Below are 23527 nucleotides of genomic sequence, written 5' to 3'. Positions count from 1 at the left end.
CCCGTCCGCAATGACCGGCAGGATTAAGGAGCCAGCGCGTGCTCGACCAAGGCGCACCCCCGCACGACCGCACAGCGACCGCCCCCGCGTCCCCGGGCTTCGCCGCGCGCCTCATGCGGCGCAAGCCCGTGGAACGCCTGGTCGCGGAGGGCGGCCAGGGCGAGGGGGGCTCGCTGCGGCGCTCCCTCGGCCTCTGGCAGCTGACCATGATCAGCATCGGTGCCACGCTCGGTACCGGCATCTTCGTGGTCCTCGGCCAGGCCGTCCCCAAGGCGGGCCCGGCCGTCACCCTGTCCTTCGTGATCGCCGGTCTCACCGCGCTGTTCTCGGCCCTGTCCTACGCCGAGCTGGCGGGCACCATCCCGGTCTCCGGCTCCTCGTACTCGTACGCATACGCAACCATGGGCGAACTGATCGCCTGGGTCTGCGGCTGGTGTCTGCTGCTGGAGTACGGCGTCTCGGTGGCCGCCGTGGCCGTCGGCTGGGGCGAGTACCTCAATGAGCTGCTGGACGGCACGATAGGCGTGACCATCCCGACGGCCCTGTCGGCTCCGCCCGGCGACGGCGGCATCTTCAACCTGCCCGCCCTGATCGTCGTGCTCCTCGCGATGGCGTTCCTGCTCGGCGGCGCCAAGGAGTCCGCGCGGGCCAACACCATCATGGTGTGCGTGAAGATCGCCGCGCTGATCCTGTTCTGCGCGATCGGCTTCATGGGCTTCAAGTCCGGTAACTACGCGCACTTCATGCCGCTCGGCATGGCGGGCGTCAGCGGCGCCGCCGGCACGCTGTTCTTCTCGTACATCGGCTTCGACGCCGCCTCCACCGCCGGTGAGGAGGCGAAGGACGCCCAGCGCGACCTGCCGCGCGCCATCATGCTGTCCCTGGTCATCGTGACCGCCCTGTATGTGCTGGTCGCGGCCGTCGCCGTCGGCGCGAAGCCGTGGCGGAAGTTCAACGACTCGGAGGCCGCGCTCGCCGGGATCATGAAGGACGTCACCGGGCAGGGCTTCTGGGCCACCCTGCTGGCCTTCTGTGCCGTCATCGCCATCGCGAGCGTCGTCCTGACCGTGCTCTACGGCCAGACCCGCATCCTGTTCGCCATGTCCCGCGACGGCCTGGTGCCCAAGATCTTCGCCAAGGTGCACCCGACGACCGGTGCGCCCCGCGCCAACACGGTGATCGTCTCCCTGTTCTGCGGTGTCCTCGCCGCCGCGATCCCGCTGGGCCAGCTGGCCGATGCCACCAGCATCGGCACGCTGTTCGCCTTCGCGCTGGTCAACGTGGCCGTCGTGGTGCTGCGCCGGACGCGCCCGACCATGAACCGCACCTTCCGCGTGCCGCTGTCTCCGCTGCTGCCCGCGCTGGGCTTCGGCTTCTGCGTCTGGATGATGGGCAGCCTGTCGAGCGTCACCTGGATCGTGTTCGGTGTCTGGATGGCCGTCGGGCTCGTGTTCTACTTCGTATACGGCTATCGCCGTTCCCGTCTCGCGGCCGGTGCGGACCTCGCGGTGACGGCAGAGAAGTGACCGAACCGAAGAAGTGAACCACCCCCTGTGCTGAACGATCTCGACGAACGCATCGTGCACGCCCTCGCCGAGGACGCCCGCCGCTCCTACGCGGACATCGGGCAGATGGTCGGCCTGTCCGCGCCCGCGGTGAAGCGGCGCGTGGACCGGCTGCGGGCCACCGGAGCCATCACCGGATTCACCGTCCGGGTGGACCCGGCGGCGCTCGGCTGGGAGACCGAGGGCTACATCGAGATCCACTGCCGGCGCAACACCTCGCCGGAGACCATCCAGCGGGGCCTGGAGCGCTATCAGGAAGTCGTGGCCGCGTCGACCGTCACCGGCGACGCGGACGCGATCGCCCAGGTCTTCGCGTCCGACATGCGTCACTTCGAGCGGGTGCTGGAACGTATTGCCGGGGAGCCGTTCGTGGAGCGCACCAAGTCGGTGCTGGTGCTCTCGCCGTTGCTGCGCCGCTTCTCCTCCGGCGCGCCGGGGTAAGCGCGGATTCCAGCCCGGGGCGCATCGGCGTTCGCCGGGTGCGGGTGGTCTGTGGCTGATCGCGCAGTTCCCCGCGCCCCTTTCGGGCATGCTGGACCGCAGCACCCTCAGGGGCGCGGGGAACTGCGCGAGAAACCACGACGCACCCGCACCCGGCGACGGCGAAAGCGCCCCGAGTTCTATTCCGCGGACTTCCGCGTCAGCGCATTGCTCCCGATCGAGTTCCGCACGCTGAAGCTCACCGCGTCCGGGCGGTAGCGGTCGTCGGACCACTCCACCGGCCGCCCTTCACGCGTCGTCGTCACGCGCCGCACCCGCAGCAGCGGACTCGTACGGCGTACCCGCAGCAACTCGGCGTCCTGCGCGCCGCTGGCCACCGCGTCGATGATGTGCTCGCCGTAGGCGAAGACCAACCCCGTGTCGTCGTACAGGCGTTGGGTGACCGAGGGGCAGTCCGGCTCGATCGACTCCACCGCCGGGGAGATCCAGTCGGCGTACACGGTCCGCTCCAGCAGCACTGGGTCGCCGTCCAGGCCGCGCAGTCGAAGCACGTGCAACACCCGTGTGCCGATGGGCAGTTGGAGGCGCACGGCGTCCTCGTGGGTGGCCGGGCGGTACTCCTGTGTCACCACGTGGCCCGTGGCCTCGCGGCCCATCGCGCGCGCCCACTGGGCGAAGCTGCGCAGCTCCTCGAAGCTCTGGCTGCGGCGGCTGGCGAGCACGACGCGCCGGGCGCCCTGGCGGGAGCCGATGAGGCCCTCGGAGGTGAGGGTCGCGACGGCCTGGCGGACCGTGCCGCGTGAGACGCCGTAGTGCGTCGCGAGTTCCGACTCCGAGGGCAGGCGGCTGCCGACCGTGTACTCCTCGCGGTCGATCGCCCGCCGCAGTTCGTCGGCGATCTCCTCGTGTCGCGCGGTCATGCTTCCCCTCTGCTCAGGTCACTGTGCACAGCGTGACCAGCCTAATCGACACACCTTGGTGATCCGTGTCAGCCGGAAGTGTGCAGGGAAACGGGGGGCGGTGTTTCGCCGTTGTTTACGAACAGGACACCCGCGACCGGCGTACTGAGGCCAACTTGTTCAGACAAGTTCTCCCCTCCCTCCTCATGCGTCCCCCTGGAGAGACCATGACCGTGTCCCTGCCGAGAAACGCCGTGCTCGGCGGCTCCCTCGCCGTCGTCGCCGCGCTCGCGCTGAGCGCCTGCGGCGCCGCCCCCGACAACGCGTCGACCACCACCAAGGGCGGCAAGAGCGCCGCCACCGCCACCTCCGCGGCCGACTTCGGCGGCATGGACGCCCTGGTCAAGGCGGCCAAGAAGGAGGGCACGCTGCACATCATCGCGGTGCCCCGCGACTGGGCCAACTACGGCGCCGTCATCGACGGCTTCCAGAAGAAGTACGGCATCAAGATCCAGGACGAGAACCCCGACGGCACCAGCCAGGACGAGATCAACGCCGTCACCACCCGCAAGGGCCAGGACCGCACCCCCGACGTCCTCGACCTGGGCTCGTCGTTCGCGCTCAGCGCCGCCCAGCAGGGTCTGCTCGCGCCGTACAAGGTCGCCTCCTACGGCGACATCCCCGAGGCCCAGAAGGACCCGCAGGCCCGCTGGTACAACGACTACGGCGGCTATGTCTCCATCGGCTGCGACGCCAAGCGCGTCAAGCAGTGCCCGACCAGCTTCAAGGACCTCCTCAAGCCCCAGTACAAGGGCCAGGTCGCGCTCAACGGCAACCCCACCAAGTCCGGCTCGGCCTTCGGCGGCGTCTACGCGGCTGCCCTCGCGAACGGCGGCTCCTTCGACAGCATCCAGCCCGGCCTGGACTTCTTCGCCAAGCTGAAGAAGAACGGCAACTACACGCCGGTCGAGTCCACCCCGGCCACCGTCGAGAAGGGCGAGACGCCCATCTCCATCGACTGGGACTACCTGAACGCCGGCTACGCCGACGAGTTCAAGTCCAAGGGCCTCGACTGGAAGGTCGTCATCCCGAGCGACGGCCAGTACGCCCAGTACTACTCGCAGGCCATCAACAAGGACGCCCCGCACCCGGCGGCCGCCCGCCTGTGGCAGGAGTACCTGTACAGCGCCGAGGGCCAGAACCTGTGGCTCAAGGGCTACGCCCGCCCGGCGCTGATGACCGCCCTGGAGAAGGCCGGCACGCTCGACAAGACGGCCGCCGCCAAGCTCCCCAAGGTCACCGGCACCCCCTCCTTCCCGACCGAGGACCAGCAGAGCAAGGCCAAGACGGTCATCGCCCAGGGCTGGGGTAAGGCCGTCTCCGGATGACGACCGCTCTTCCGCGTACGGACGTGGCGCCCGTCGCTTCGGCGAAGCGGCGGCGCCGCGCCCCCGGCTGGCTCGCCGTGCTGCCGCTGCTGGTGTTCACGGCCATCGCCTTCGGCCTGCCCGCGCTGGCCATCGTGAACGGCGCCTTCTCGGTCGACGACGCCGCCACCGGCGCCACCCGCTACACCGGCGCCAACATGGCGGCCTCGCTGCAGGGCCCGTACCTCACCGCCCTGCTCGGCAGCGTCAAGCTGTCCGCGATCTCCGCCGCGCTCGGCGCCCTGCTCGGGCTGCCGCTCGCCCAGGCCGTGGTCAGCTCCCGCTCCCGCTGGCTGCGCGAGGCCGTGCTGACCGCCTCCGGTGTGCTCGCCAACTTCGGCGGGGTCCCGCTCGCCTTCGCCTTCGTCGCCACCCTCGGCAACGCCGGCGTCCTCACCGTCCACCTGGGCCTGAAGGACAGCGGCTGGGACCTCTACAGCTTCTGGGGCCTGGTCCTCGTCTACCTGTACTTCCTCATCCCGCTCATGGTCCTCACCATCACGCCCGCGCTGGACGGCCTGCGCGCGCAGTGGCGCGAGGCCGCGCTGAACAACGGCGCCACCGGTGTGCAGTACTGGCGGCACGTGGCCCTGCCCGTGCTCGCGCCCTCGCTGCTCGGCGGTCTCGTGCTGCTGTTCGGCAGCGCCTTCGCCGCCTACGCCACCGCCGCCGCGATGGTCGGCAGCGCGGTGCCGCTGGTCACCCTGCAGATCGCCGACACCCTGTCCGGCAACGTCCTGGTCGGCCAGGAGAACGTCGCCCTCGCCCTCAGCCTCGACATGGTCCTGGTGGCGGGCCTGGTGATGGCCGTGTACCTGCCCCTTCAGCGACGGAGTGCCCGATGGCTCGACGCCTGACCCCGTGGCGGTGGGTCGTCCTCGGTTTCGCCGCCCTGTACTTCCTGGTGCCGCTCGCCGCCTCCGTGATCTTCACGGTCGACGTGCCCGGCCAGGGCGTCACCTTCGACGCCTACACGAAGATCGTCTCCGCCGACGGCTTCCTGTCCAGCCTGTTGCTCTCGCTGGAACTGGCCGTGACCACCATCGCGGCCGTGCTGCTGCTGATGGTGCCCGCCGTGGTGGCGCTCCGGCTCGGCTCGCCCCGGCTGCGCCCGGTGGTGGAGGTGGTGTGCTCGCTGCCGCTGGTGGTGCCGCCCATCGCGTTCGTCGCCGGGATCGCCACCGTGCTGAAGTGGGGCCCTGAGCATCTCTCCCGGACGCCGCTGTTCGAGACGTTCGTGGTGATCCAGAACGACAACTTCCCCGTCGTGCTGGTCCTCGCCTATGTCGTGATGGCCCTGCCGTTCGTGTACCGGGCCCTGGACGCCGGACTGCGCGCCATCGACGTACGGACCCTCGTCGAGGCCGCCCGCAGCTGTGGCGCCTCCTGGCCGCAAGCCCTGGTCCGCGCCGTACTGCCCAATCTGCGCGGGGCCCTGCTGAACGCGTCCTTCCTCACGCTGGCCCTGGTCCTCGGCGAGTTCACGGTCTCCCATCTGCTCGGGTACGCGCCCTTCGCCGTGTGGATCTACAACGTCGGCGGCGAACAGGCCCAGATGTCCGTCGCCGTCTCCGTGCTCAGCCTGCTCGTCACCTGGGCCCTGCTCCTCGCGCTCGCCGGTGCCGGCGGCCGCAACCGAACCGCTTCCTCCCGGGGATGACACACATGACCGCCACCCTGACCGAGACCCGCACCCAGGCCGCGACGGTGGAATTCCGTTCACTGCGACGGGAGTTCGGGCCAACCGTCGCCCTCGACGGGCTCGACCTGACCGTCCGGCCGGGCGAGTTCCTGGCCCTCCTCGGCCCGTCCGGCTGCGGCAAGACCACCGCGCTGCGCATGCTCGCCGGGTTCGAACACCCCGACTCCGGAGCCGTACTGGTGGACGGCGAGGACATCACCCACGTCCCGGCCCACCGCCGCGACGCCGGGATGGTCTTCCAGTCGTACAGCCTCTTCCCGCATCTGAGCGCCGTCGACAACGTCGCCTTCGGGCTGCGCATGCGCGGCGTGCGCACGGCCGAACGGCGCGCCCGCGCAGCCGAGCTGCTGGAGCTGGTGGGCCTCGCCGACAAGGGCGAGCGCTATCCGCACCAGCTCTCCGGCGGCCAGCAGCAGCGCATCGCGCTGGCCCGCGCCCTGGCCCTGCGCCCGCGCGTGCTGCTGCTCGACGAGCCGCTGTCCGCGCTGGACGCCAAGGTGCGGCTCTCCCTGCGCGAGGAGATCCGCCGCCTCCAGCAGGAACTCGGCATCACCACCCTCTTCGTGACACACGATCAGGAGGAGGCCCTGTCGGTCGCCGACCGGGTCGCCGTCATGCGCTCCGGCCGCCTCGAACAGTGCGCCGAACCCGCCGAGTTGTACGGCCGCCCTGCCACCGCCTTCGTCGCCGAGTTCGTCGGCACCATGAGCCGGCTCCCCGGCGAGCTGACGGACGGCACGGTCCAGGTGCTCGGGCAGCGGCTGCCGGCCGACGGCGAGCTGCCGGACGGCCCGGTGGACGTGCTGGTGCGGCCGGAGTCCCTCCGGGTGAGCACCGACGAGCAGGGCACCGCCCGCGTCGTCGCCACCGCCTTCCTCGGCGCGGTCGTCCGGGTCACCGTACGGCTCGCCGACGGCACCGAGGCCAAGGCCGACCTGCCCGCACACGAGGCCGCCGGGCTCGGCGCCGGAACCGCCGTCGGCGTGTCGCTGCCGGAGCGGCCGGTGCTCGTGGCCGAACGTACCCACAAGTGAGGAACAACCCGAACATGACCCCCCACACCGCCCTTCAGGCGGTTCTGTTCGACATGGACGGCACGCTCGTCGACACCGAGCGGCTGTGGTGGGAGGCGGTGGAACAGGTCGCCGGCCGCCCGCTGACCGAGGACGACCAGCCGGACGTGCTCGGCCGCCCGGTCGAGCACACCGCCGCCTGGCTCGCCACGGCCACCGGCAGGCCGGCCGACGATCTCGCGGCCGTCCTGCACCGCGAGTTCGCCGACCGCGTCCGCACCGGGACCGTGCCCCGGCCCGGCGCGCTGGACCTGCTGGACGCGCTGGCCGCCGCCGGTATCCCCGCCGCCCTGGTCACCGCGTCCCCGCGCGCGGTCGCCGACGTCGTCCTCGACGCCCTCGGCGCCGACCGGTTCGCGGCCTCCGTCACCGCCGACGACACCGCCCGCACCAAGCCGGCCCCCGACCCCTACCGGGCCGCCTGCCGCGCCCTCGGCGTCGACCCCGCCGCCTGCGTCGCCGTCGAGGACACCGAGACCGGCGTCGCCTCCGCCGAGGCCGCCGGCTGCGCCGTCCTCGCCGTGCCGTCCCTCGCGCCGATCGACACCGCGCCCGGCCGCACCGTGCGGGACAGCCTCGCCGGCGTCACCGTCCAGGACCTGCGGAGCATGGCCGCGCCCGAACTGCGCGTCATGAGCTGGAACCTGTGGCTCGGCGGCAGCGAGGTCGACGACCACCGCGCCAAGCAGCTCAAGGCCATCCTGGAGAGCGGTGCCGACGTCGTCGGACTCCAGGAGACGGGCGGGAGCGCGGCCCAGGAGCTGGCCGAGGCGCTCGGCTGGCACCACCACCGGGCCGGCGAGAACCTCGGCGTCATCAGCCGCCCCCCGATCACCGCCCGCTTCGGCGACCCGGACGTCGGCTTCTACGGCGCCGCGGGCGTCCGGATCGCCGTGGCGCCCGGCCGCGAGGTCGATGTGTGGACCGCGCATCTGCACTACACGCCGTACGGACCCTACGAGGCCCACTTCGACGGGCTTCCGGCGGCGCAGCTGATCGCCCACGAGGAGCTGCGGCTGACCCAGATGCGGGACGCGCTGGCCCACATCGCCGCGTCCTCGCGCGAGGGCGTCCCGGTCGTCCTCGTCGGCGACTTCAACTGCCCCTCGCACCTGGACTGGCCGGACGTGGCCTGGCCGGTGACGAAGGCCGCCGAGGACGCGGGCCTCGCCGACTCCTACCGCGAGGCCCACCCGGACCCGGCCGCCGCACCCGGCCACACCTGGTCGCCGATCCACCCGGTGCACGAGGACGGCAGCGGGCGGCCCGAGCCGCAGGACCGGATCGACTACGTCCTGCACCGGGGCCTGACCGTGCGGGACGCGCGGACCCTCGTCACGGGCAGCCCGCGGCCCTGGCCGGACGTCGCGGACAACGACTGGCCGTCCGACCACGCGGCGGTCGTCACCACCTTTGTGCTGCCCGCGAGGTGACCGCGGGTTACCGCAGGTCACCATTGCGGTCCGGGGTGACCATCCCGTAGGTTGTGCCGCGCTCACCGCTCACTACTGACTGGTAACACCGGCAGGTACCCCATGCGCTGGCCCCTCGGCCGTCCCACCACCGTCCGTGCGCGGATCGTGGCGCTCGCGCTCGCCCCGGCCGTCGCGCTGATGGCGCTGTGGAGCTTCGCCATGTGGTCCGTCACCGGCGAACTGCGCGCGCTGGTCCGGGTCCAGGGGGTGTACGAGGACTTCGGCACCCCCGTGGACACCGCGATCGGGCAGATCCAGATCGAGCGCCGGATGTCGGCGGCCTACCTGGGCGCCCGGCTCGACACGGCCACCGCGAGCGAACTGCTCGGCCAGCAGCGCCGTACCGACCAGGCCGTCGACGCCATGCGGCAGGCGGTACAGCACGGCGACCGCGGTCGGCTCACGGACCGTCAGCGGCAGGCGCTGGACGCCATGGTCACGGCCACCGGCAAGCTGGACGGGCTGCGCTCCCAGGTGCTGTCCCGGCGCATCACCTGGGATCGGGCCGTCGGCGAGTACAGCGCGCTCGTGGAGCCCGGCTTCGACGTGCAGTCCACACTCACCGCCCTCCAGGCCGGCCAGCTCGCCCGCGAGGCACAGGTCGTCATCGAGCTGGTGCGGGTACGGGAGTTCGTCTCACGGGAGGACGCGCTGGTCGCCGGTGCACGGGCGGCGGGCACGCTGACCGACCGGCAGTACGACACCCTGATCGCGACCGTCGAGGACCGCCGGGTCTTCGAGCGGACGTACGTACCCGACCTGCCCGGCGACTCGCGTGCGCTGTTCGAGGAGTTCCAGCGCGGGGATCTGTACGGCTCGCTGGTGCACGGCGAGGACGCGCTGCTGCGGGCCGGGGCCGCCGGTGCCGGGAAGGCCGTCGCGGCGGACACCTGGCGCTCCACCACCGACCGGGCCGTCGTCCGCTACCGGGAACTGTGCACCACGTCCGCCGAGAACTCCGCCGCCCGCGGCCGGGCCTTCGCCTACCAGGAGCTGACCAAGGCGGCCGTCGTCGGACTGGTGGGACTCGTCGCCGCCGGGCTGTCGCTGTGGTTCGCGGTGCGCGGTGCGCGGCGCATCTCGCGGCGCCTGGAGACCCTGCGGGACGCCGCCGACGTCCTGACGAGGGACCGACTGCCCGACGTCATGCGCAGACTGAGCGCCGGGGACGAGGTGGACGCGCTGGTCGAGGCGCCGCCGCTGGCCGCCGACGAGGAGCGCGACGACGAGATCGGGCAGGTCGGCCGGTCCTTCAACACCGCGCGGCTCGCCGCCGTCGAGGCCGCCGTCAAGCAGGCGACGCTGCGCCGCGGCCTGTTCGCGGTCCTGCTCAACATCGCCCGCCGCAACCAGGCCCTCGTGCACCGGCAGTTGAAGCTGGTCGACACCCTGGAACGGCGCACCGAAGACCCCGACGTGCTGCGCGAGCTGTTCCGCATCGACCACCTGACCACCCGCATGCGCCGGCACGCGGAGAGCCTGATCATCCTCTCCGGCGCAGCCCCCGGCCGCCGTTGGCGCCGGCCCGTGCCGGTCGCGGACGTCGTCGCCTCGGCCGTCGGCGAGATCGAGGACTACGCGCGCGTGGTCGTGCCGCCGATGCCGGAGATCGGCGTCGCGGCGGACGCCGTCGCCGACGTCGTCCATCTGATGGCCGAACTCCTGGAGAACGCCGCGGTGTTCTCGCCGCCGCACACCCAGGTCACCCTGCGCACCGGGCATGTCGGCAGCGGGTTCGTGCTGGAGATCGACGACCGCGGCCTCGGCCTCGACGCGGACGCGCGCGCCCAGGCCCACAGCACCCTCACCGACCCCGACGCCTTCGACCCCACCCGCCATGACCGGCTGGGCCTCTATGTCGTCGGCCGCCTCGCCGCCCGGCACGGCATCGAGGTCACGCTGCGCGATTCGCCCTACGGTGGGACGACCGCGGTGGTCCTGCTGCCGGAAGGGGTGCTGGCGGAGGTGGCACCGGCGGTGTCCGGGCCTGTGTCGCTCGAGCAGCGCGGACAGGGGGCCACCGTAAGAGAGTTGCCGACCCGGAGACGAGCGGCCGCGCCCTCGCCCGCTCCCGCCCCGGTCGTCGTACCCGAAGCGCCGACGCCCCCGCCGGTCCTGCCCACCCGGATCCGGCAGGCCTCGCTCGCGCCGGAGTTGCGGGACGAGCCGCAGCCCCGGGAGGACCGGGCCGGGGCGGAGGCGGACGCCGAGGAGATGCGGGCGATCTTCGGCGCCTTCCAGCGCGGCCTCGCCCGCGGCCGCAGGGGCCTGCCGCCGACCGACGAGGCCGGTGCCGCACAGCCGACGGCACCGCGGTCCCCGAGGAGCGCGGGAAACGACGCGACCAGCCCCCACGCCCCCGCACCCGCACCCGCTTCCGCCCCCGACCACCCATCCGCCCCCGACCACGCGGACGACGAGCCCACCGACGCCGACACCGTGACCACCCAAGCCCACGAAGGGACGGACACCGACGATGCCCGGTGACGAACAGGGACCCGAGCAGTCCGCCGAGCCCAGCGGAGCGCTCGGCTGGCTGCTGGACGACCTCGTGGCGCGTACCGAACATGTCCGCCAGGCCGTGCTGCTGACCGCCGACGGACTCCCGCTCAGCAGCTCGGAGGGGATGCGCCGACAGGACATCGAGCATCTGGCCGCCGTCTGCGCCGGCTTCCACAGCCTGGCCCGGTCGGCGGGCGAGCGGTTCGCCGCAGGTGGTGTGCGGCAGACCATGGTGATGCTCGACGACGCCTACCTCTTCATCACCCCGGCCGGACACGGCAGCCGGCTCGCCGTCCTCAGCGAGGCCGGTACCGACGTCGGGCAGCTCGCCCACGAGATGGCCCTGCTGGTCCGCCGCCTCGGCCGCCACCTGGACGCGGCCGCCCGCACGACCAGATGATCCCGCGGTGAGCGACGAGCACTGGTACGAGGACGAGACCGGGCCGATGGTGCGCCCCTACACGGTGACCCGGGGCCGCACCCGGCCCTCGGGCGCGCACGCCATCGACCTGATGTCCCGGGTCACCGCGCTGGAGACCGACGCGCAGCGGCCGGACATCGACCACGCCCGCGCCGCCCTGCTCGCTGTGATCCGGCGCGGCCCCCGTCCCGTCGTGGAGCTGGCCGCGGACGCCGACCTGCCCCTGACCGTCCTCCGGGTCCTGCTCGGTGACCTGGCCGAGGCGGGCCTGGTCCGCATCGACGCGCCCCGGCGGCTGCCGGTCAGCGGTCCGGCTGCCGATCCGGGTCTGCTGCGGGAGATCATGGAGCGGCTGAGGGAGCTGTAGCCACGGCGCCGCCCTCGTCGAGGCCCCGCCCCACGAGTTCGGCCAGCAGGGCGGCCGTCGCCTCGTCGGCCGGCAGGAACGCCTCGAGCCGCAGCTCGGCGACGGTGACATCGGTGGCCGTGCCGAAGTGCGTGAGGGTCGTGATCAGCGTCAGCTCCCGGTCGTCGTCCGGACCGGGTGCGCGCAGCCGTAGCGGTACGGCGAAGCCCAGGTGGTCCGGTGACTCGCGCGGCCGCGCCGGTGCCAGCTCGGCGAGTTCGGCCGCCAGCCGCCGCAGCCGGTGGTCCGGGTTGCGCACGCTCTCGGCCCCGACCCGGTCGATGATGTGCCACGCCCACTCCTCGAGATTGACGATGCGGGGCGCCAGGCCCTGCGGATGCAGCAGCACCCGGGGAACGCTCACGGGCGGCACGAGCAGACGCGGGGCCGCACTGGCGGTCAGCGCATGGAAGGCGGCGTTGGCCGAGACGAGATCGCCGTGCCGGTCGACGACCACCGCCGGGTACGGCAGATGACCGTCCAGGATCCGTTCGAGCGCGCTGCGCACCGCATCGAGCCGTGGGTCGTCCAGGGGGGTCCGCGGGTACGCCGGTGCGAATCCGGCCGCGAGCAGCAGTTCGTTGCGCTCGCGGATCGGCACCTCCAGGGATTCGGCGAGCCGGATGATCATCGACCGGCCGGGGGCCGACCGGCCGCTCTCGATGAAGCTGACGTGCCGCTGTGTGGTGCCCGCGCGCAGGGCCAGCTCCAGCTGGCTGACGCGCCGCCGGGTGCGCCACTCGCGCAACGCGTCCGCGAAGGGGCCTCTGGCCGATTCACCGATCATGCCTCCTGTGTAGCCCGTCCGGCCGTGGCCGGGCGATACCCCGCGGGGAATTGCCGCCGCCGGCGAGGCGCAGCAGGGTCGTCGCCGTACACCGGCCCTGCGCAACCGAGGGGAACGACGACCATGGCCGACACCCACATCGAGAACCACACCGACACCGGCCCCGCCACGGTGCGCAGCTATCACCTCGGCAGCGGCGGCGGCCTGGAAGGCCTCTCGCTGCGCTCGCACGAGCCCCGCACCCCCGGTCCCGGCGAGGTCGCGGTCGCGGTCCGCGCCGTCTCGCTCGGCTTCCGCGAACTCCTGGTGCTGCACGGACGGTATGTGCTGCCCGTCAGACCGGACGTCGTACCGGTCTCGGACGGGGCAGGCGAGGTCGTCGCCGTCGGACCGGACGTCCGCCGGGTACGCCCGGGCGACCGCGTCGCCTCCACCGTGTTCCCGCACTGGCTGGACGGCCCGCTGGAACCGGACCTCCTGCCCCAGCTCGGCGGCACGCTCGACGGCATGCTGACCGAGCTGGCGATCCTCCCCGAGACCGCTCTCGTACCCGTCCCCGGCCACCTCTCCTACGCCGAGGCGGCGACCCTGCCCTGCGCCGCCGTCACGGCATGGAACGCGCTGACCGGCGACGGCCACGGAGTGCGCGGCGGACAGACCGTGCTGACCACCGGCTCCGGCGGGGTGTCCCTGTTCGCGGTGCAGTTCGCGAAACTCCTCGGCGCCCGCGTGATCGCCACCACCGGCAGCCCCGACAAGGAGGGGCGCCTGCGCGACCTGGGCGCCGACGAGGTCGTCGACCGCCGTGATGTCCCGGACTGGCACAGCGCGGTCCGGGCGCTCACCGGGGGGCGGGGCGTCGACCGTGTCATCGACACCGCGGGGACGCTGGAGCAGTCCCTGAAGTCGGTCGCCGTCGAGGGCCATGTCGCCCTCGTCGGATCCGTCTCCGGCGCCTGGTCCCCGATCGACCCCCGGCTGCTGTTCGGCGTCGCCGCCACCGTCCGGGCGGTGGCCGTCGGCAGCCGCGCCCAGTTCACCGCCATGAACGACGCCATCACCGCGCACCGGCTGCGACCGGTCGTCGACCGGGTGTTCCCGTTCGAGCGGGCCGCCGAGGCCTACCGGTACTACGAGTCGGCGAGCCCGCTCGGAAAGGTGGTCATCAGCGTCGGGTGACCCTCACAGATCCGGGTTCCACGGGACGACCTTGAAGTCGCCCGTGCCCTGCTTCACCTTCTCGAAGGGAGCCGACGACACACAGGGCGGCAGATCCTTGGTGTCCCTGGGACTGCCGACCCCCGCCCAGCTGTAGCCCAGCCGGTCGTGCCGGCCGAGGTCGTGGACCGTGACGCCGACCCGCTTGCCCTTGGCCCCGGGCAGGTCCGACGCCGTGATCACACCGGACACGACGGCGACCTTCCCGTCGGTGACCAGGCAGTCCACCTTCGCCTTGGCCCAGGCACCGTTGCCGTGCAGGTAGTGGCTGAAAGCGAACGTGCCGGTGGCCTTCTGCGGATTCCTGGTGTCCTTCGCCGCCAGATGCGCATCGAAGGAGAAGGTGATGTCGTCCCCGGCCGACCGGTACAGCTTGGCCCTGCCGGTGAGGGAGGCGGCCTCACGCTGGTGCTGCCGCTGCGGGCTGTCCCCCGAGGCCATCGCCGACCCGGCCGCTCCGGCGGTGATCAGCAGGGCGACGGCGCTGGCGGCGATCTTCGTACGGCGCTGCATGGCGGTCCTTTCCGCAGGTCAAACGCGTTGACTGAACGCTCACCACTCTCACGGCGGCGGGCCGCGCACACATCGCCCCGCGGGCGGGACCCCGCCTCCCCCGCCCGGCGGGGAACCACCCGGCCGGCCTGCGCCCCGGGGAGGACCGGAACCGGCCAGGAGGGGGCGCAACGAATCGCCGCCCGACCCGCCCTCCACGCAACGAACCGCGCACAGACGCGCAACGGCTCCTTCTTGTCCCGCCGAGCGCGCCGACCGTACCTTCTTCGTGGCCCCCCAAAACTTCCCGGCCACCCACACAAACCTCTTTCCGGTGAGGACCCCGCATGCGCACCGCCCTGCTCCAGAGCTCCGGCCGCCCCGGCTCCGTCGCCGAGAACCTCAAGGTCCTCGACGAGGCCGCGGGCCGTGCCGCCGCCGCGGGCGCCGCGCTGCTCGCCGCGCCGGAGATGTTCCTGACCGGGTACGCGATCGGCGACGCCATCGGCCGCCTCGCCGAGCCCGCCGACGGCGACTGGGCCGACGCGGTCGCCGAGACCGGCACCCGGCACGGCATCGCGATCGCCTACGGCTACCCGGAGCGCGCCGGCGAGACCGTCTACAACTCCGTCCAGCTGATCTCCGCCGACGGCACCCGGCTCGCGAACTACCGCAAGACCCACCTCTTCGGCTGCTTCGAACGCGACCACTTCACGCCGGGCGAGCAGCCGGTCGTCCAGGCCGAGCTGAACGGCCTCACCGTCGGCCTGATGATCTGCTACGACGTCGAGTTCCCGGAGAACGTCCGCGCCCACGCCCTGGCCGGCACCGACCTCCTCGTCGTCCCGACCGCCCAGATGCACCCCTTCCAGTTCGTCGCCGAGTCCCTCGTGCCGGTGCGCGCCTGGGAGAACCAGATGTACGTCGCGTACGTCAACCGGGTCGGTCAGGAAGGGGAGTTCGAGTTCGTCGGGCTCTCGGTCCTCGCCGGCCCCGACGGTGTCGCCCGCGCCCGGGCTGGCCGTACCGAGCAGCTGGTCCTCGCGGACGCCGACCCCGCCTTCCTGGCCGCTTCCCGCGAGGCCAACCCGTATCTGCAGGACCGCCGCCCCGGTCTGTACGGGTCCCTGAGCTGACCTTCGACCTTCCCCTCGCCTCACCCCTGAACTTTCCCCCGAGTTCTTTCGCGCAAGGAGTCCGTACCCCATGACGTCCACGGTGCCCAACGCCGTCGAGCACACCGACGAGCAGCAGCCGCCGATCACCATGTTCGGCCCGGACTTCCCCTACGCCTACGACGACTTCCTCGCCCACCCGGCGGGCCTCGGCCAGATACCCGCGACCGAGCACGGCGCCGAGGTCGCGGTCATCGGCGGCGGCCTGTCCGGCATCGTGGCCGCGTACGAGCTGATGAAGATGGGCCTCAAGCCCGTCGTCTACGAGGCCGACCAGATCGGCGGCCGGCTGCGCACGGTCGGCTTCGAGGGCTGCGACGAGTCGCTGACCGCCGAGATGGGCGCGATGCGCTTCCCGCCGTCCTCCACCGCCCTGCAGCACTACATCGACCTGGTCGGCCTTGAGACGCGGCCCTTCCCGAACCCGCTGGCCGAGGCCACCCCCTCGACCGTCGTCGACCTCAAGGGCGAGTCGCACTACGCCGAGACCATCGACGACCTGCCCCAGGTGTACCGGGACGTCGCCGCCGCCTGGAACAAGTGCCTGGACGAGGGCGCCGACTTCTCCGACATGAACCAGGCCATGCGTGAGCGGGACGTCCCGCGCATCCGCGAGATCTGGGCCAAGCTGGTCGAGAAGCTCGACAACCAGACCTTCTACGGCTTCCTCTGCGACTCCGAGGCCTTCACGTCCTTCCGGCACCGCGAGATCTTCGGCCAGGTCGGCTTCGGAACGGGTGGCTGGGACACCGACTTCCCGAACTCGATCCTCGAAATCCTGCGCGTCGTCTACACCGAGGCCGACGACCACCACCGCGGCATCGTCGGCGGCTCCCAGCAGCTGCCGCTGCGCCTGTGGGAGCGCGAGCCGGAGAAGATCGTCCACTGGCCGTACGGCACCTCGCTGAAGTCCCTGCACATGAACGGCGAGCCGCGCCCCGCCGTGACCCGGCTGCACCGCACCGCGGGCAACCAGATCACGGTGACGGACGCGAACGGCGACATCCGCACCTACAAGGCGGCCATCTTCACCGCCCAGTCCTGGATGCTGCTGTCGAAGATCGCCTGTGACGACTCGCTCTTCCCGATCGACCACTGGACGGCGATCGAGCGCACCCACTACATGGAGTCCAGCAAGCTCTTCGTGCCCGTGGACCGGCCCTTCTGGCTGGACAAGGACGAGGAGACGGGCCGGGACGTCATGTCGATGACGCTGACCGACCGCATGACCCGCGGCACCTACCTGCTGGACGACGGCCCGGACAAGCCCGCCGTGATCTGCCTGTCGTACACCTGGTGCGACGACAGCCTGAAGTGGCTGCCGCTGTCCGCGAACGAGCGGATGGAGGTCATGCTGAAGTCGCTCGGCGAGATCTACCCGAAGGTCGACATCCGGAAGCACATCATCGGCAACCCGGTGACCGTCTCCTGGGAGAACGAGCCCTACTTCATGGGCGCGTTCAAGGCCAACCTGCCCGGCCACTACCGCTACCAGCGGCGCCTGTTCACCCACTTCATGCAGGACCGGCTGCCCGAGGACAAGCGGGGCATCTTCCTCGCCGGGGACGACATCTCCTGGACGGCCGGCTGGGCCGAGGGCGCGATCCAGACCGCGCTGAACGCGGTCTGGGGCGTCATGCACCACTTCGGCGGCGAGACTGACCGGACCAACCCGGGCCCCGGCGACGTCTACGACGAGATCGCCCCCGTGGAGCTGCCCGAGGACTGACCAGGACAGCGAGCAAGGACCAGGGCGCGGGCGGCCGGACTCAGACTCCGGCCGCCCGCGCCTTTTCCCACACCTCGGCGGCGACGTCCTTGAGTTCCTGGGCGTCCCGCGCGCTGCCCTGGAGGTCGACGAGGATCTCGTCCAGACCTATGCGGGCGAACTCCACGAGGTCCGCCACGATCTGGTCGGCGTCGCCCTGGAACGGCAGGCGGCCCGCACCCTCGTACGGCTTCGCCTGGTGTGTGGTGTTCACCCGCAGCACCGTCCGGATCGGCCGCGTACGGCCCCGCTCCTCGGCCACCTCCCGCAGGCGACGCCACTGGGCGGCCACCTGCTCGGCGCTCATGCCGGCCGGCAGCCAGCCGTCGGCATGGTCGACGAGCCGCCGGAAGGCCCGGTCGTTGCTCGCGGCCAGCATGACCGGAATCGGCCGGGCGGGCTTGGGACCGACCACGGCAGAGGCGATCTTCGTGAGCGCGCCGTCGAGGACGACCGGATCGGGGCCCCATACGGCCCGGCACACCTCGATGATCTCGTCCAGGACCGCGCCGCGCTCCTCGATCGGGCGGACGCCCGAGGCGGCGTACTCGTCCAGGGACCAGCCGGTGCCGAAGCCCGCGATCACCCGGCCCCCGCTCGCCGCGTCCAGCGAGGCCAGGGCCTTGGCGAGCTGGAACGGCACGTGCAACGGCGCCACCAGGACACTGGAGCCCAGCTCCGCCCGCTCGGTGGCCGCCGCGGCCAGGGTGAGGGTGACCAGCGGATCCGCCACGTTCCGGTACTGGTCCGGCCAGGGCACGCCGTCCATGCCGTACAGACCCTGGGTGGCGGGCTCGGGGAACAGGGCCCTCTCGAAGACCCACAGGCTGTCGTAACCGATCTCCTCGGCGGCGCGTGCCACGTCGGGGACGTCCTTGCCGAGGGAGTACTGCCGCATCTGGGGAAGACTCAGGCCGAGCCGGGTCGCCATAGCGTTGCTCCTCTACGCTGGGTGTTGAACCGTCAACGTCCAGCGGTCGCAGGCGAGTTCCACGGCAGCTCGCCCAAGGGGCGGATCCGGCCAGGTCAGTCGGCGAGCGGCGTGAGCAGCATCCGCCCCGCGAACCCCACCGCCGCGTCCAGCCGTTCGGTGAACTCCTCGGCGACCTCGCCGCAGTGCCGCAGCGCCCACAGGGCGCGGGCCGCCGCCCAGGCCGCGTCACGGGCCTGCTCCAGGCTCCAGGAGGCCAGCAGATGGGTGAGCGGGTCGGCGATCTGGAGCAGGTCGGGACCCGGCATCAGATCCTCGCGGACGCGCTCCTCCAGCGAGCCGAGGAGATCGCCCACGCGGTCGAACTCATCCTCCAGGTCAGCGGGTTCGCAGCCGAGCGTACGACAGGCGTCCACCACGGCGAGCGCCAGATCGTGCCCGATGTGCGCGTTGATGCCCGCCAGCGCGAACTGCAGCGGGCGTACCCCGGGATGACGGCGGAGCTGGAACAGCGGACGCCAGCAGGCGGGCGGACGGCGGTCCGCGGCCGCCGTGTCGACCGCCGCCAGATAGCGCTCCGCGAACCGCACATCCAGCGCGATCGCCGCCCGTGGATCAGGGAACTCCCCGGCGTCCAGGCGCCGGTCGACCTCCTCGGTGACGGTGAGGTAGACGCGGTTGAACACGGCGACGCCGTCCCGCTCGGGGAGGGTCGCCTCAAGGGCACGCATCCGGGAGACGACCGCGTCGACGGGGGTGGTGAAGTGTTCCAACTGCGCCATGGGGGAAGGGTCCCAGCCTTGGGCCGACCGGCGTGCCCGACCGGCCCGGTGCTTCGCCGGAACGGGGGAACGGACCGCCGCAGTGCGGATGCGAGGGGGAGGAGCACCGTGTCAGGCTTACGCACCCGGCGCCTCGCCGAGCGCCGGGCCGCGCGCAGGCGTGCCGTGCGGCGCGGGATGATGGTCACGGCGGCGTCGGTGGTGACCCTGGTCGGCTCCGTCACCGGGACGATCTCGGCGCTCGGCGCCGGCCACGGCACCGACCAGGCCGTGGCGACGACCCGCACTCCCGCTCCGGCCCCGCCCGCTCTGTCGCCCTCGCCCCGGCCGGACACGCCCGTCACCCACCCTCCGACGCCCGATCCGGTCCCGCCGAGCAGGACACCCGCCCCGACTAGGAGAAAGCAGCGGACCGCCGCCGTGTCACCGCTCCTGTACCGCCATCCCGACTCCCAGGTGCTGGACTGGGTGCGCGCTCACCCCGGCGATCCGCGCACCGCCGTCATCGCCGACCGGATCGCCGGCCGGCCGGCCGCCGTGTGGTTCGCCGATCCGGACCCGGGCACCATCGCCGCCCGGGTGCGCGCGGTCACCGAGGGCGCGACGGCGGGAGGCCGGGTCCCGGTGCTCGTGCCGTACGCGATCCCGGACCGGGACTGCGGCGGCGCCTCCCAGGGCGGCGCGCCGGACCTCGCCGCTTACGACGCCTGGATCGACGCCTTCGCCCGGGGGCTGGGGTCGGGCGAGGTGATCGTCATACTGGAGCCGGACTCCGTCGCCCAGTCGGACTGCCTGACCGAGGCCGACCGCGCCGCCCGGTTCGCCTCGCTGGCCCGCGCGGGCCGGGTGCTGAAGGCGGCCGATCCACGGGCGCGGGTCTACTACGACGCCGGCCACTCCGGCTGGAACCCGCCGGACAAGCAGGCCGCCCTGCTGGAACAGGCGGGAGCGGCCGACTCCGACGGCGTCTTCAGCAACGTCTCCAACTTCCGCAGCACGGCCGACGAGATCGCCTACGACCGTCAGGTCCTGGCCGCGCTCGGCGGCCCGGCGCGCCTCGGCGCGGTGATCGACACCAGCCGGAACGGCAACGGCGCCCCGCCGGGTGGCCAGTGGTGCGACCCGGCCGGCCGGAAGATCGGCCGGGCGCCGACCCTGGACACCGGCGAGGCGCGGATCGACGCCTACCTGTGGGTCAAGCCGCCGGGGGAGTCCGACGGCTGCCGGGGCGCGGCCGGGACGTTCACGCCGTCGTACGCCTACGACTTGGCGCGCGGCGCCTGACCGTCGTAGCCGGACGTGCCCTCGTCCAGCAGCGGCTCCCGCATCTTCAGATGGGCCGGGGCGAAGGCGCGCAGTGTGTGGTAGCCGGTGATGACGACCAGGGTGCCGAGGGCGATGCCGCTGAGCGAGAAGGTGCTGGTGAACTTCATGCTCACGTTGCCGACGCCGATGATGATGCCCGCGGCGGCCGGGACCAGGTTCAGCGGGTTGCGCAGGTCCACCTCGGCGTGCAGCCAGATCTGGGCGCCGAGCAGGCCGATCATGCCGTAGAGGATCACGGTGATGCCGCCGAGGACGCCGCCCGGGATCGCGGCCACGACCGCGCCGAACTTCGGGCAGACGCCGAAGAGCAGGGCGAAGCCGGCGGCGGCCCAGTAGGCGGCGGTGGAGTAGACGCGGGTCGCGGCCATCACGCCGATGTTCTCGGAGTAGGTGGTGTTCGGCGGGCCGCCCACCGCGGTGGACAGCATGGACGCGACGCCGTCCGCAGAGATCGCCGTACCGAGCTTGTCGTCCAGCGGGTCGCCGGTCATCTCGCCGACCGCCTTGACATGGCCCGCGTTCTCCGCGACCAGGGCGATGACGACCGGCAGCGCGACCAGGATCGCCGACCACTGGAAGGACGGTCCGTGGAAGTGCGGCAGGCCGATCCAGTCGGCCTTGGAGACTCCGGAGAGGTCCAGCCGCCAGTGGTCGGCGACCTTGCCGCTCGGGCTCATCGAGTGGATCCTGCCGAAGATCCGGTCGAGGGCCCAGGAGATCGCGTATCCGAAGACCAGGCCGAGGAAGATCGCGATACGGGACCAGAAACCGCGCAGGCAGACCACGGCGAGCCCGGTGAACAGCATGACCAGCAGGGCCGTCCACTGGTCCTGCGGCCAGTAGGTGGCGGCGGTCACCGGGGCCAGGTTGAAGCCGATCAGCATCACGACCGCGCCGGTGACGATCGGCGGCATCGCGGCATGGATGATCCGCGCACCGAACCGCTGCACCGCGAGCCCGGCCAGGAACAGCACGATCCCGACGACGAACACCGCGCCGGTCACGGTGGCGCTCGTACCGCCCTGGGCGCGGATGACGGCGGCCACACCCACGAACGACAGGGAGCAGCCGAGGTAACTCGGCACGCGGCCGCGGGTGGCGAGCAGGAAGATCGCGGTCGCCACGCCCGACATCATGATGGCCAGATTCGGGTCGAGACCCATCAGGACGGGCGCCACGAATGTGGCTCCGAGAGTACATCACTGGCCGAGCGGGACACCCACTCACCTGTGGAGACGTCCCCCAGGCGTTCTTCCTCGCTGTTGCTCAGGGACTGGAGGAGGGCCATGGTCTGCGGTCCGGCGTCATCCGCCAGGCACCGAAGGACCAACTCAAGCTCCCGTGGCGTGAACCGAACAGCCACCTCCTCGGCAGCCTCTTCGGCTGGCCTGCGCGCGGCCTCCGCACCGCGCCAGGCGGCGATGTTCGCCAGCGTATTGGCTAGGAACCTGGTCGCTGTATCCGGCTTCGGGATCGGCCTTGCTGGGCGCGTGCGGTCACCGGCCGTCTTGTACTCACCAAGCTCCATGATCAGGATGCTAAAGATCTTGATGACCGATTGAGAATGCCTGATCGAGCCAGATCACGGGCGGGCTGCCGATCTATTCATTCACTCCCGGGGTGAACCGCCGACGGGCAACCACTCGAATACCCCTTCCGGCTCGGTTTGTCCCTACCGAGGTGATCGACTATTAATCACTTCGGCTCTGTGATCCGCAGGGCGTCGAAAGATGTGGAGCGTGGAACATGGGTGGCTTCGGGTGGAAGCTGCATGGCGATGGCAAACACCTGAGGCCCGGTGAGGTAGTCAAGCCGGGGGAGCGGCTGACATGGGGGCGTACAGCCGGCCTCGGCGCCCAGCACGTGGTTTCGATGATCGGTGCATGCTTCGTCGCGCCTGTTCTTATGGGCCTGGACCCCAACCTTGCGCTGATGGCATCCGGCGTGGCGACCATCCTCTTCCTCCTGCTCACCCGCGGACGCATCCCCAGTTACCTGGGATCCTCACTTTCCTTCGTCGGTGTGTCTGCTGTTATCGCGGGCCAGGGCGGGGACCTGGGCACCCTGACGGGTGCGATGCTCGTGGTCGGTGCCTCTCTGGCGGCGTGCGGCATCGTGATTCAGATCCTTGGGGCCCGGATCATCCATGCCGTACTCCCGCCAGCGGTAACCGGCGCTGTCGTGATGCTTATCGGTTTCAACCTGGCGCCGGTCACTGCGAAGACGTACTGGCCGCAGGACCAGTGGACGGCGCTTGCCACGATGCTGGCCACTGGCTTGGCGCTCGTGGTGCTGCGAGGCTTCTGGTCCCGCATCGCGATCTTCCTCGGCCTTGTATTCGGGTACGCGCTGTCGTGGGTTCTGGACCGTACGGCTGGCAAGATCCACTCTGCGGATGGTTCGGGCAAGGTGGTCGACCATTGGCGGATCGACTTCTCGGGCGTCGCAAACGCGGACTGGATTGGTGTGCCGACCTTCCACGCACCGAACTTCTCGGCATCAGCGATTCTGGTGGCGTTGCCGGTGCTGGTGGCGCTGATCGCCGAGAACGCTGGGCATGTCAAAGCCGTCGGCGAGATGACTGGGGATCCGCTCGACGACAAGATGGGCATGGCTATCGTCGCGGACGGCGCTGCGACGATGCTCTCCACCGCCGTCGGTGGCCCTGCAACCACGACGTACGCGGAGAACATCGGCGTCATGGCCGCGACCCGCGTCTACTCGACCGCTGCCTACTGGGCCGCCGCCGGATTCGCGCTGCTCTTTGGCCTGTGCCCGAAGTTTGGCGCGGTCGTCGCGGCGATCCCGGGCGGCGTGCTCGGCGGCATCACCGTCATCCTGTACGGCATGATCGGCCTGCTCGGCGCCCAGATCTGGGTTCGAAACAAGGTCGATTTTGCTCAGCCGCTGAACCTGGTGCCGGCGGCGGCAGGGATCGTCGTCGGCATTGGCGGGGTCTCGCTGAAGTTCACGGACAACTTTGAACTGAGTGGCATCGCACTCGGCACGTTGATCGTGCTGACCGGCTACCACGCGCTGCGCTGGCTGTCCCGAGCTGCTGGCACACAGCAGCCGCCGCTCCTGGATGGTGGCACCACCGAGTACGACGAAGGCGCCCGCAGTTCGGGCTGAACCTG

21 protein-coding genes and 1 pseudogene are annotated in these 23527 nt (G+C 71.5%); 15 read left to right on the top strand and 7 right to left on the bottom strand.

The genetic code is table 11. The annotated features are described in order from the left end of the window. Positions 1-38: 38 nt before the first annotated feature. Positions 39-1526: an amino acid permease gene (locus AB0L75_RS16550; RefSeq protein ID WP_365181349.1), complete on the top strand. Its 1488-nt coding sequence runs from the start codon at positions 39-41 to the stop codon at positions 1524-1526. 27 nt (positions 1527-1553) lie between these two features. Next, entirely contained in the window at positions 1554-2006 is a 453-nt protein-coding gene (locus tag AB0L75_RS16545; protein WP_189951605.1) for an Lrp/AsnC family transcriptional regulator, read from the top strand. Positions 2007-2185: 179 nt separating this feature from the next. Here AB0L75_RS16545 and AB0L75_RS16540 read toward each other — a convergent pair whose 3' ends face one another. Beyond that, positions 2186-2926 carry a GntR family transcriptional regulator gene (locus AB0L75_RS16540; protein WP_365181347.1) on the bottom strand — a complete coding sequence of 247 codons (741 nt, stop codon included), beginning with the start codon at positions 2924-2926 and terminating at the stop codon, positions 2186-2188. A 206-nt stretch (positions 2927-3132) separates the two neighbouring features. On the opposite strand from AB0L75_RS16540, the gene AB0L75_RS16535 reads away from it, so the two are divergent. From AB0L75_RS16535 to AB0L75_RS16500, 8 genes are all read left to right on the top strand, one after another. Further along, positions 3133-4293, top strand: a complete 1161-nt coding sequence (locus tag AB0L75_RS16535; protein WP_365181346.1) for an extracellular solute-binding protein — start codon at positions 3133-3135, stop codon at positions 4291-4293. After that, positions 4290-5189, top strand: coding sequence for an ABC transporter permease subunit (locus AB0L75_RS16530; RefSeq protein ID WP_365181344.1), 900 nt, complete (start codon positions 4290-4292; stop codon positions 5187-5189). Before AB0L75_RS16535 ends, AB0L75_RS16530 begins: the two co-directional genes overlap by 4 nt. After that, positions 5174-5992 (top strand): ABC transporter permease subunit, encoded by an 819-nt coding sequence (locus AB0L75_RS16525; protein ID WP_365181343.1) that lies wholly within the window; start codon positions 5174-5176, stop codon positions 5990-5992. The genes AB0L75_RS16530 and AB0L75_RS16525 overlap by 16 nt, the downstream gene beginning before the upstream one ends. Beyond that, the gene (locus AB0L75_RS16520; RefSeq protein WP_365181341.1) at positions 5989-7068 is read left to right on the top strand and encodes an ABC transporter ATP-binding protein; all 1080 of its coding nucleotides are present in this window, start codon (positions 5989-5991) and stop codon (positions 7066-7068) included. Before AB0L75_RS16525 ends, AB0L75_RS16520 begins: the two co-directional genes overlap by 4 nt. Positions 7069-7082: 14 nt before the next feature. Next, a complete protein-coding gene (locus AB0L75_RS16515; RefSeq protein WP_365181339.1) occupies positions 7083-8540 on the top strand; it encodes an HAD-IA family hydrolase in 1458 nt (485 codons plus the stop codon). Between the two features lie 102 nt (positions 8541-8642). Continuing rightward, complete coding sequence (locus tag AB0L75_RS16510) at positions 8643-11069, top strand: nitrate- and nitrite sensing domain-containing protein (protein ID WP_365181337.1); 2427 nt, start codon at positions 8643-8645, stop codon at positions 11067-11069. Beyond that, complete coding sequence (locus tag AB0L75_RS16505; RefSeq protein ID WP_365181336.1) at positions 11059-11484, top strand: roadblock/LC7 domain-containing protein; 426 nt, start codon at positions 11059-11061, stop codon at positions 11482-11484. Before AB0L75_RS16510 ends, AB0L75_RS16505 begins: the two co-directional genes overlap by 11 nt. Before the next feature lie 7 nt (positions 11485-11491). Beyond that, positions 11492-11872 (top strand): DUF742 domain-containing protein, encoded by a 381-nt coding sequence (locus tag AB0L75_RS16500; RefSeq protein ID WP_365181334.1) that lies wholly within the window; start codon positions 11492-11494, stop codon positions 11870-11872. Here the strand turns inward: AB0L75_RS16500 and AB0L75_RS16495 are convergent. After that, on the bottom strand, positions 11847-12698 hold the full coding sequence (locus AB0L75_RS16495) for a helix-turn-helix transcriptional regulator (RefSeq protein WP_365181333.1): 852 nt from the start codon (positions 12696-12698) through the stop codon (positions 11847-11849). The two genes, AB0L75_RS16500 and AB0L75_RS16495, sit on opposite strands and share 26 nt — an antisense overlap. Before the next feature lie 123 nt (positions 12699-12821). Between AB0L75_RS16495 and AB0L75_RS16490 the strand changes: the two genes are divergently transcribed. Continuing rightward, on the top strand, positions 12822-13877 hold the full coding sequence (locus tag AB0L75_RS16490) for an NAD(P)-dependent alcohol dehydrogenase (protein WP_365181331.1): 1056 nt from the start codon (positions 12822-12824) through the stop codon (positions 13875-13877). A gap of 3 nt (positions 13878-13880) precedes the next feature. Here AB0L75_RS16490 and AB0L75_RS16485 read toward each other — a convergent pair whose 3' ends face one another. Then, positions 13881-14429 (bottom strand): Repetin, encoded by a 549-nt coding sequence (locus AB0L75_RS16485; protein WP_365181329.1) that lies wholly within the window; start codon positions 14427-14429, stop codon positions 13881-13883. Between the two features lie 326 nt (positions 14430-14755). Between AB0L75_RS16485 and AB0L75_RS16480 the strand changes: the two genes are divergently transcribed. Then, positions 14756-15544, top strand: coding sequence for a carbon-nitrogen hydrolase family protein (locus AB0L75_RS16480; RefSeq protein ID WP_365181327.1), 789 nt, complete (start codon positions 14756-14758; stop codon positions 15542-15544). 70 nt (positions 15545-15614) lie between these two features. After that, positions 15615-17312 (top strand): NAD(P)/FAD-dependent oxidoreductase, encoded by a 1698-nt coding sequence (locus AB0L75_RS16475; RefSeq protein ID WP_365181325.1) that lies wholly within the window; start codon positions 15615-15617, stop codon positions 17310-17312. Positions 17313-17352: 40 nt separating this feature from the next. Here the strand turns inward: AB0L75_RS16475 and AB0L75_RS16470 are convergent, their stop codons facing one another. Together AB0L75_RS16470 and AB0L75_RS16465 are read right to left on the bottom strand one after the other, a co-directional pair. Continuing rightward, a complete protein-coding gene (locus AB0L75_RS16470) occupies positions 17353-18282 on the bottom strand; it encodes an LLM class F420-dependent oxidoreductase (protein WP_365181323.1) in 930 nt (309 codons plus the stop codon). A 95-nt stretch (positions 18283-18377) separates the two neighbouring features. Next, positions 18378-19064 carry a DUF5995 family protein gene (locus AB0L75_RS16465; RefSeq protein WP_365181322.1) on the bottom strand — a complete coding sequence of 229 codons (687 nt, stop codon included), beginning with the start codon at positions 19062-19064 and terminating at the stop codon, positions 18378-18380. Positions 19065-19244: 180 nt separating this feature from the next. Here AB0L75_RS16465 and AB0L75_RS16460 point away from each other — a divergent pair, with 180 nt between their 5' ends. Continuing rightward, entirely contained in the window at positions 19245-20348 is a 1104-nt protein-coding gene (locus AB0L75_RS16460) for a glycoside hydrolase family 6 protein (protein ID WP_365181715.1), read from the top strand. On the opposite strand, the pseudogene AB0L75_RS16455 reads toward AB0L75_RS16460, so the two are convergent. Next, a pseudogene (locus AB0L75_RS16455) lies at positions 20324-21580 on the bottom strand (solute carrier family 23 protein); the annotation flags it as partial. The gene AB0L75_RS16460 and the pseudogene AB0L75_RS16455 sit on opposite strands and share 25 nt — an antisense overlap. Then, positions 21553-21918 carry a hypothetical protein gene (locus AB0L75_RS16450; RefSeq protein WP_365181321.1) on the bottom strand — a complete coding sequence of 122 codons (366 nt, stop codon included), beginning with the start codon at positions 21916-21918 and terminating at the stop codon, positions 21553-21555. The gene AB0L75_RS16450 and the pseudogene AB0L75_RS16455, both read right to left, overlap by 28 nt. A 218-nt stretch (positions 21919-22136) precedes the next feature. Here AB0L75_RS16450 and AB0L75_RS16445 point away from each other — a divergent pair, with 218 nt between their 5' ends. Then, positions 22137-23522: a solute carrier family 23 protein gene (locus AB0L75_RS16445; RefSeq protein ID WP_365181320.1), complete on the top strand. Its 1386-nt coding sequence runs from the start codon at positions 22137-22139 to the stop codon at positions 23520-23522. Positions 23523-23527 lie beyond the last annotated feature (5 nt).

It is taken from the genome of Streptomyces sp. NPDC052101 (assembly GCF_040680235.1).
GTDB lineage: Bacteria > Actinomycetota > Actinomycetes > Streptomycetales > Streptomycetaceae > Streptomyces.
Note: the sequence above shows the minus strand (reverse complement) of the source record. Positions and strands in the feature narration are given on the sequence as shown.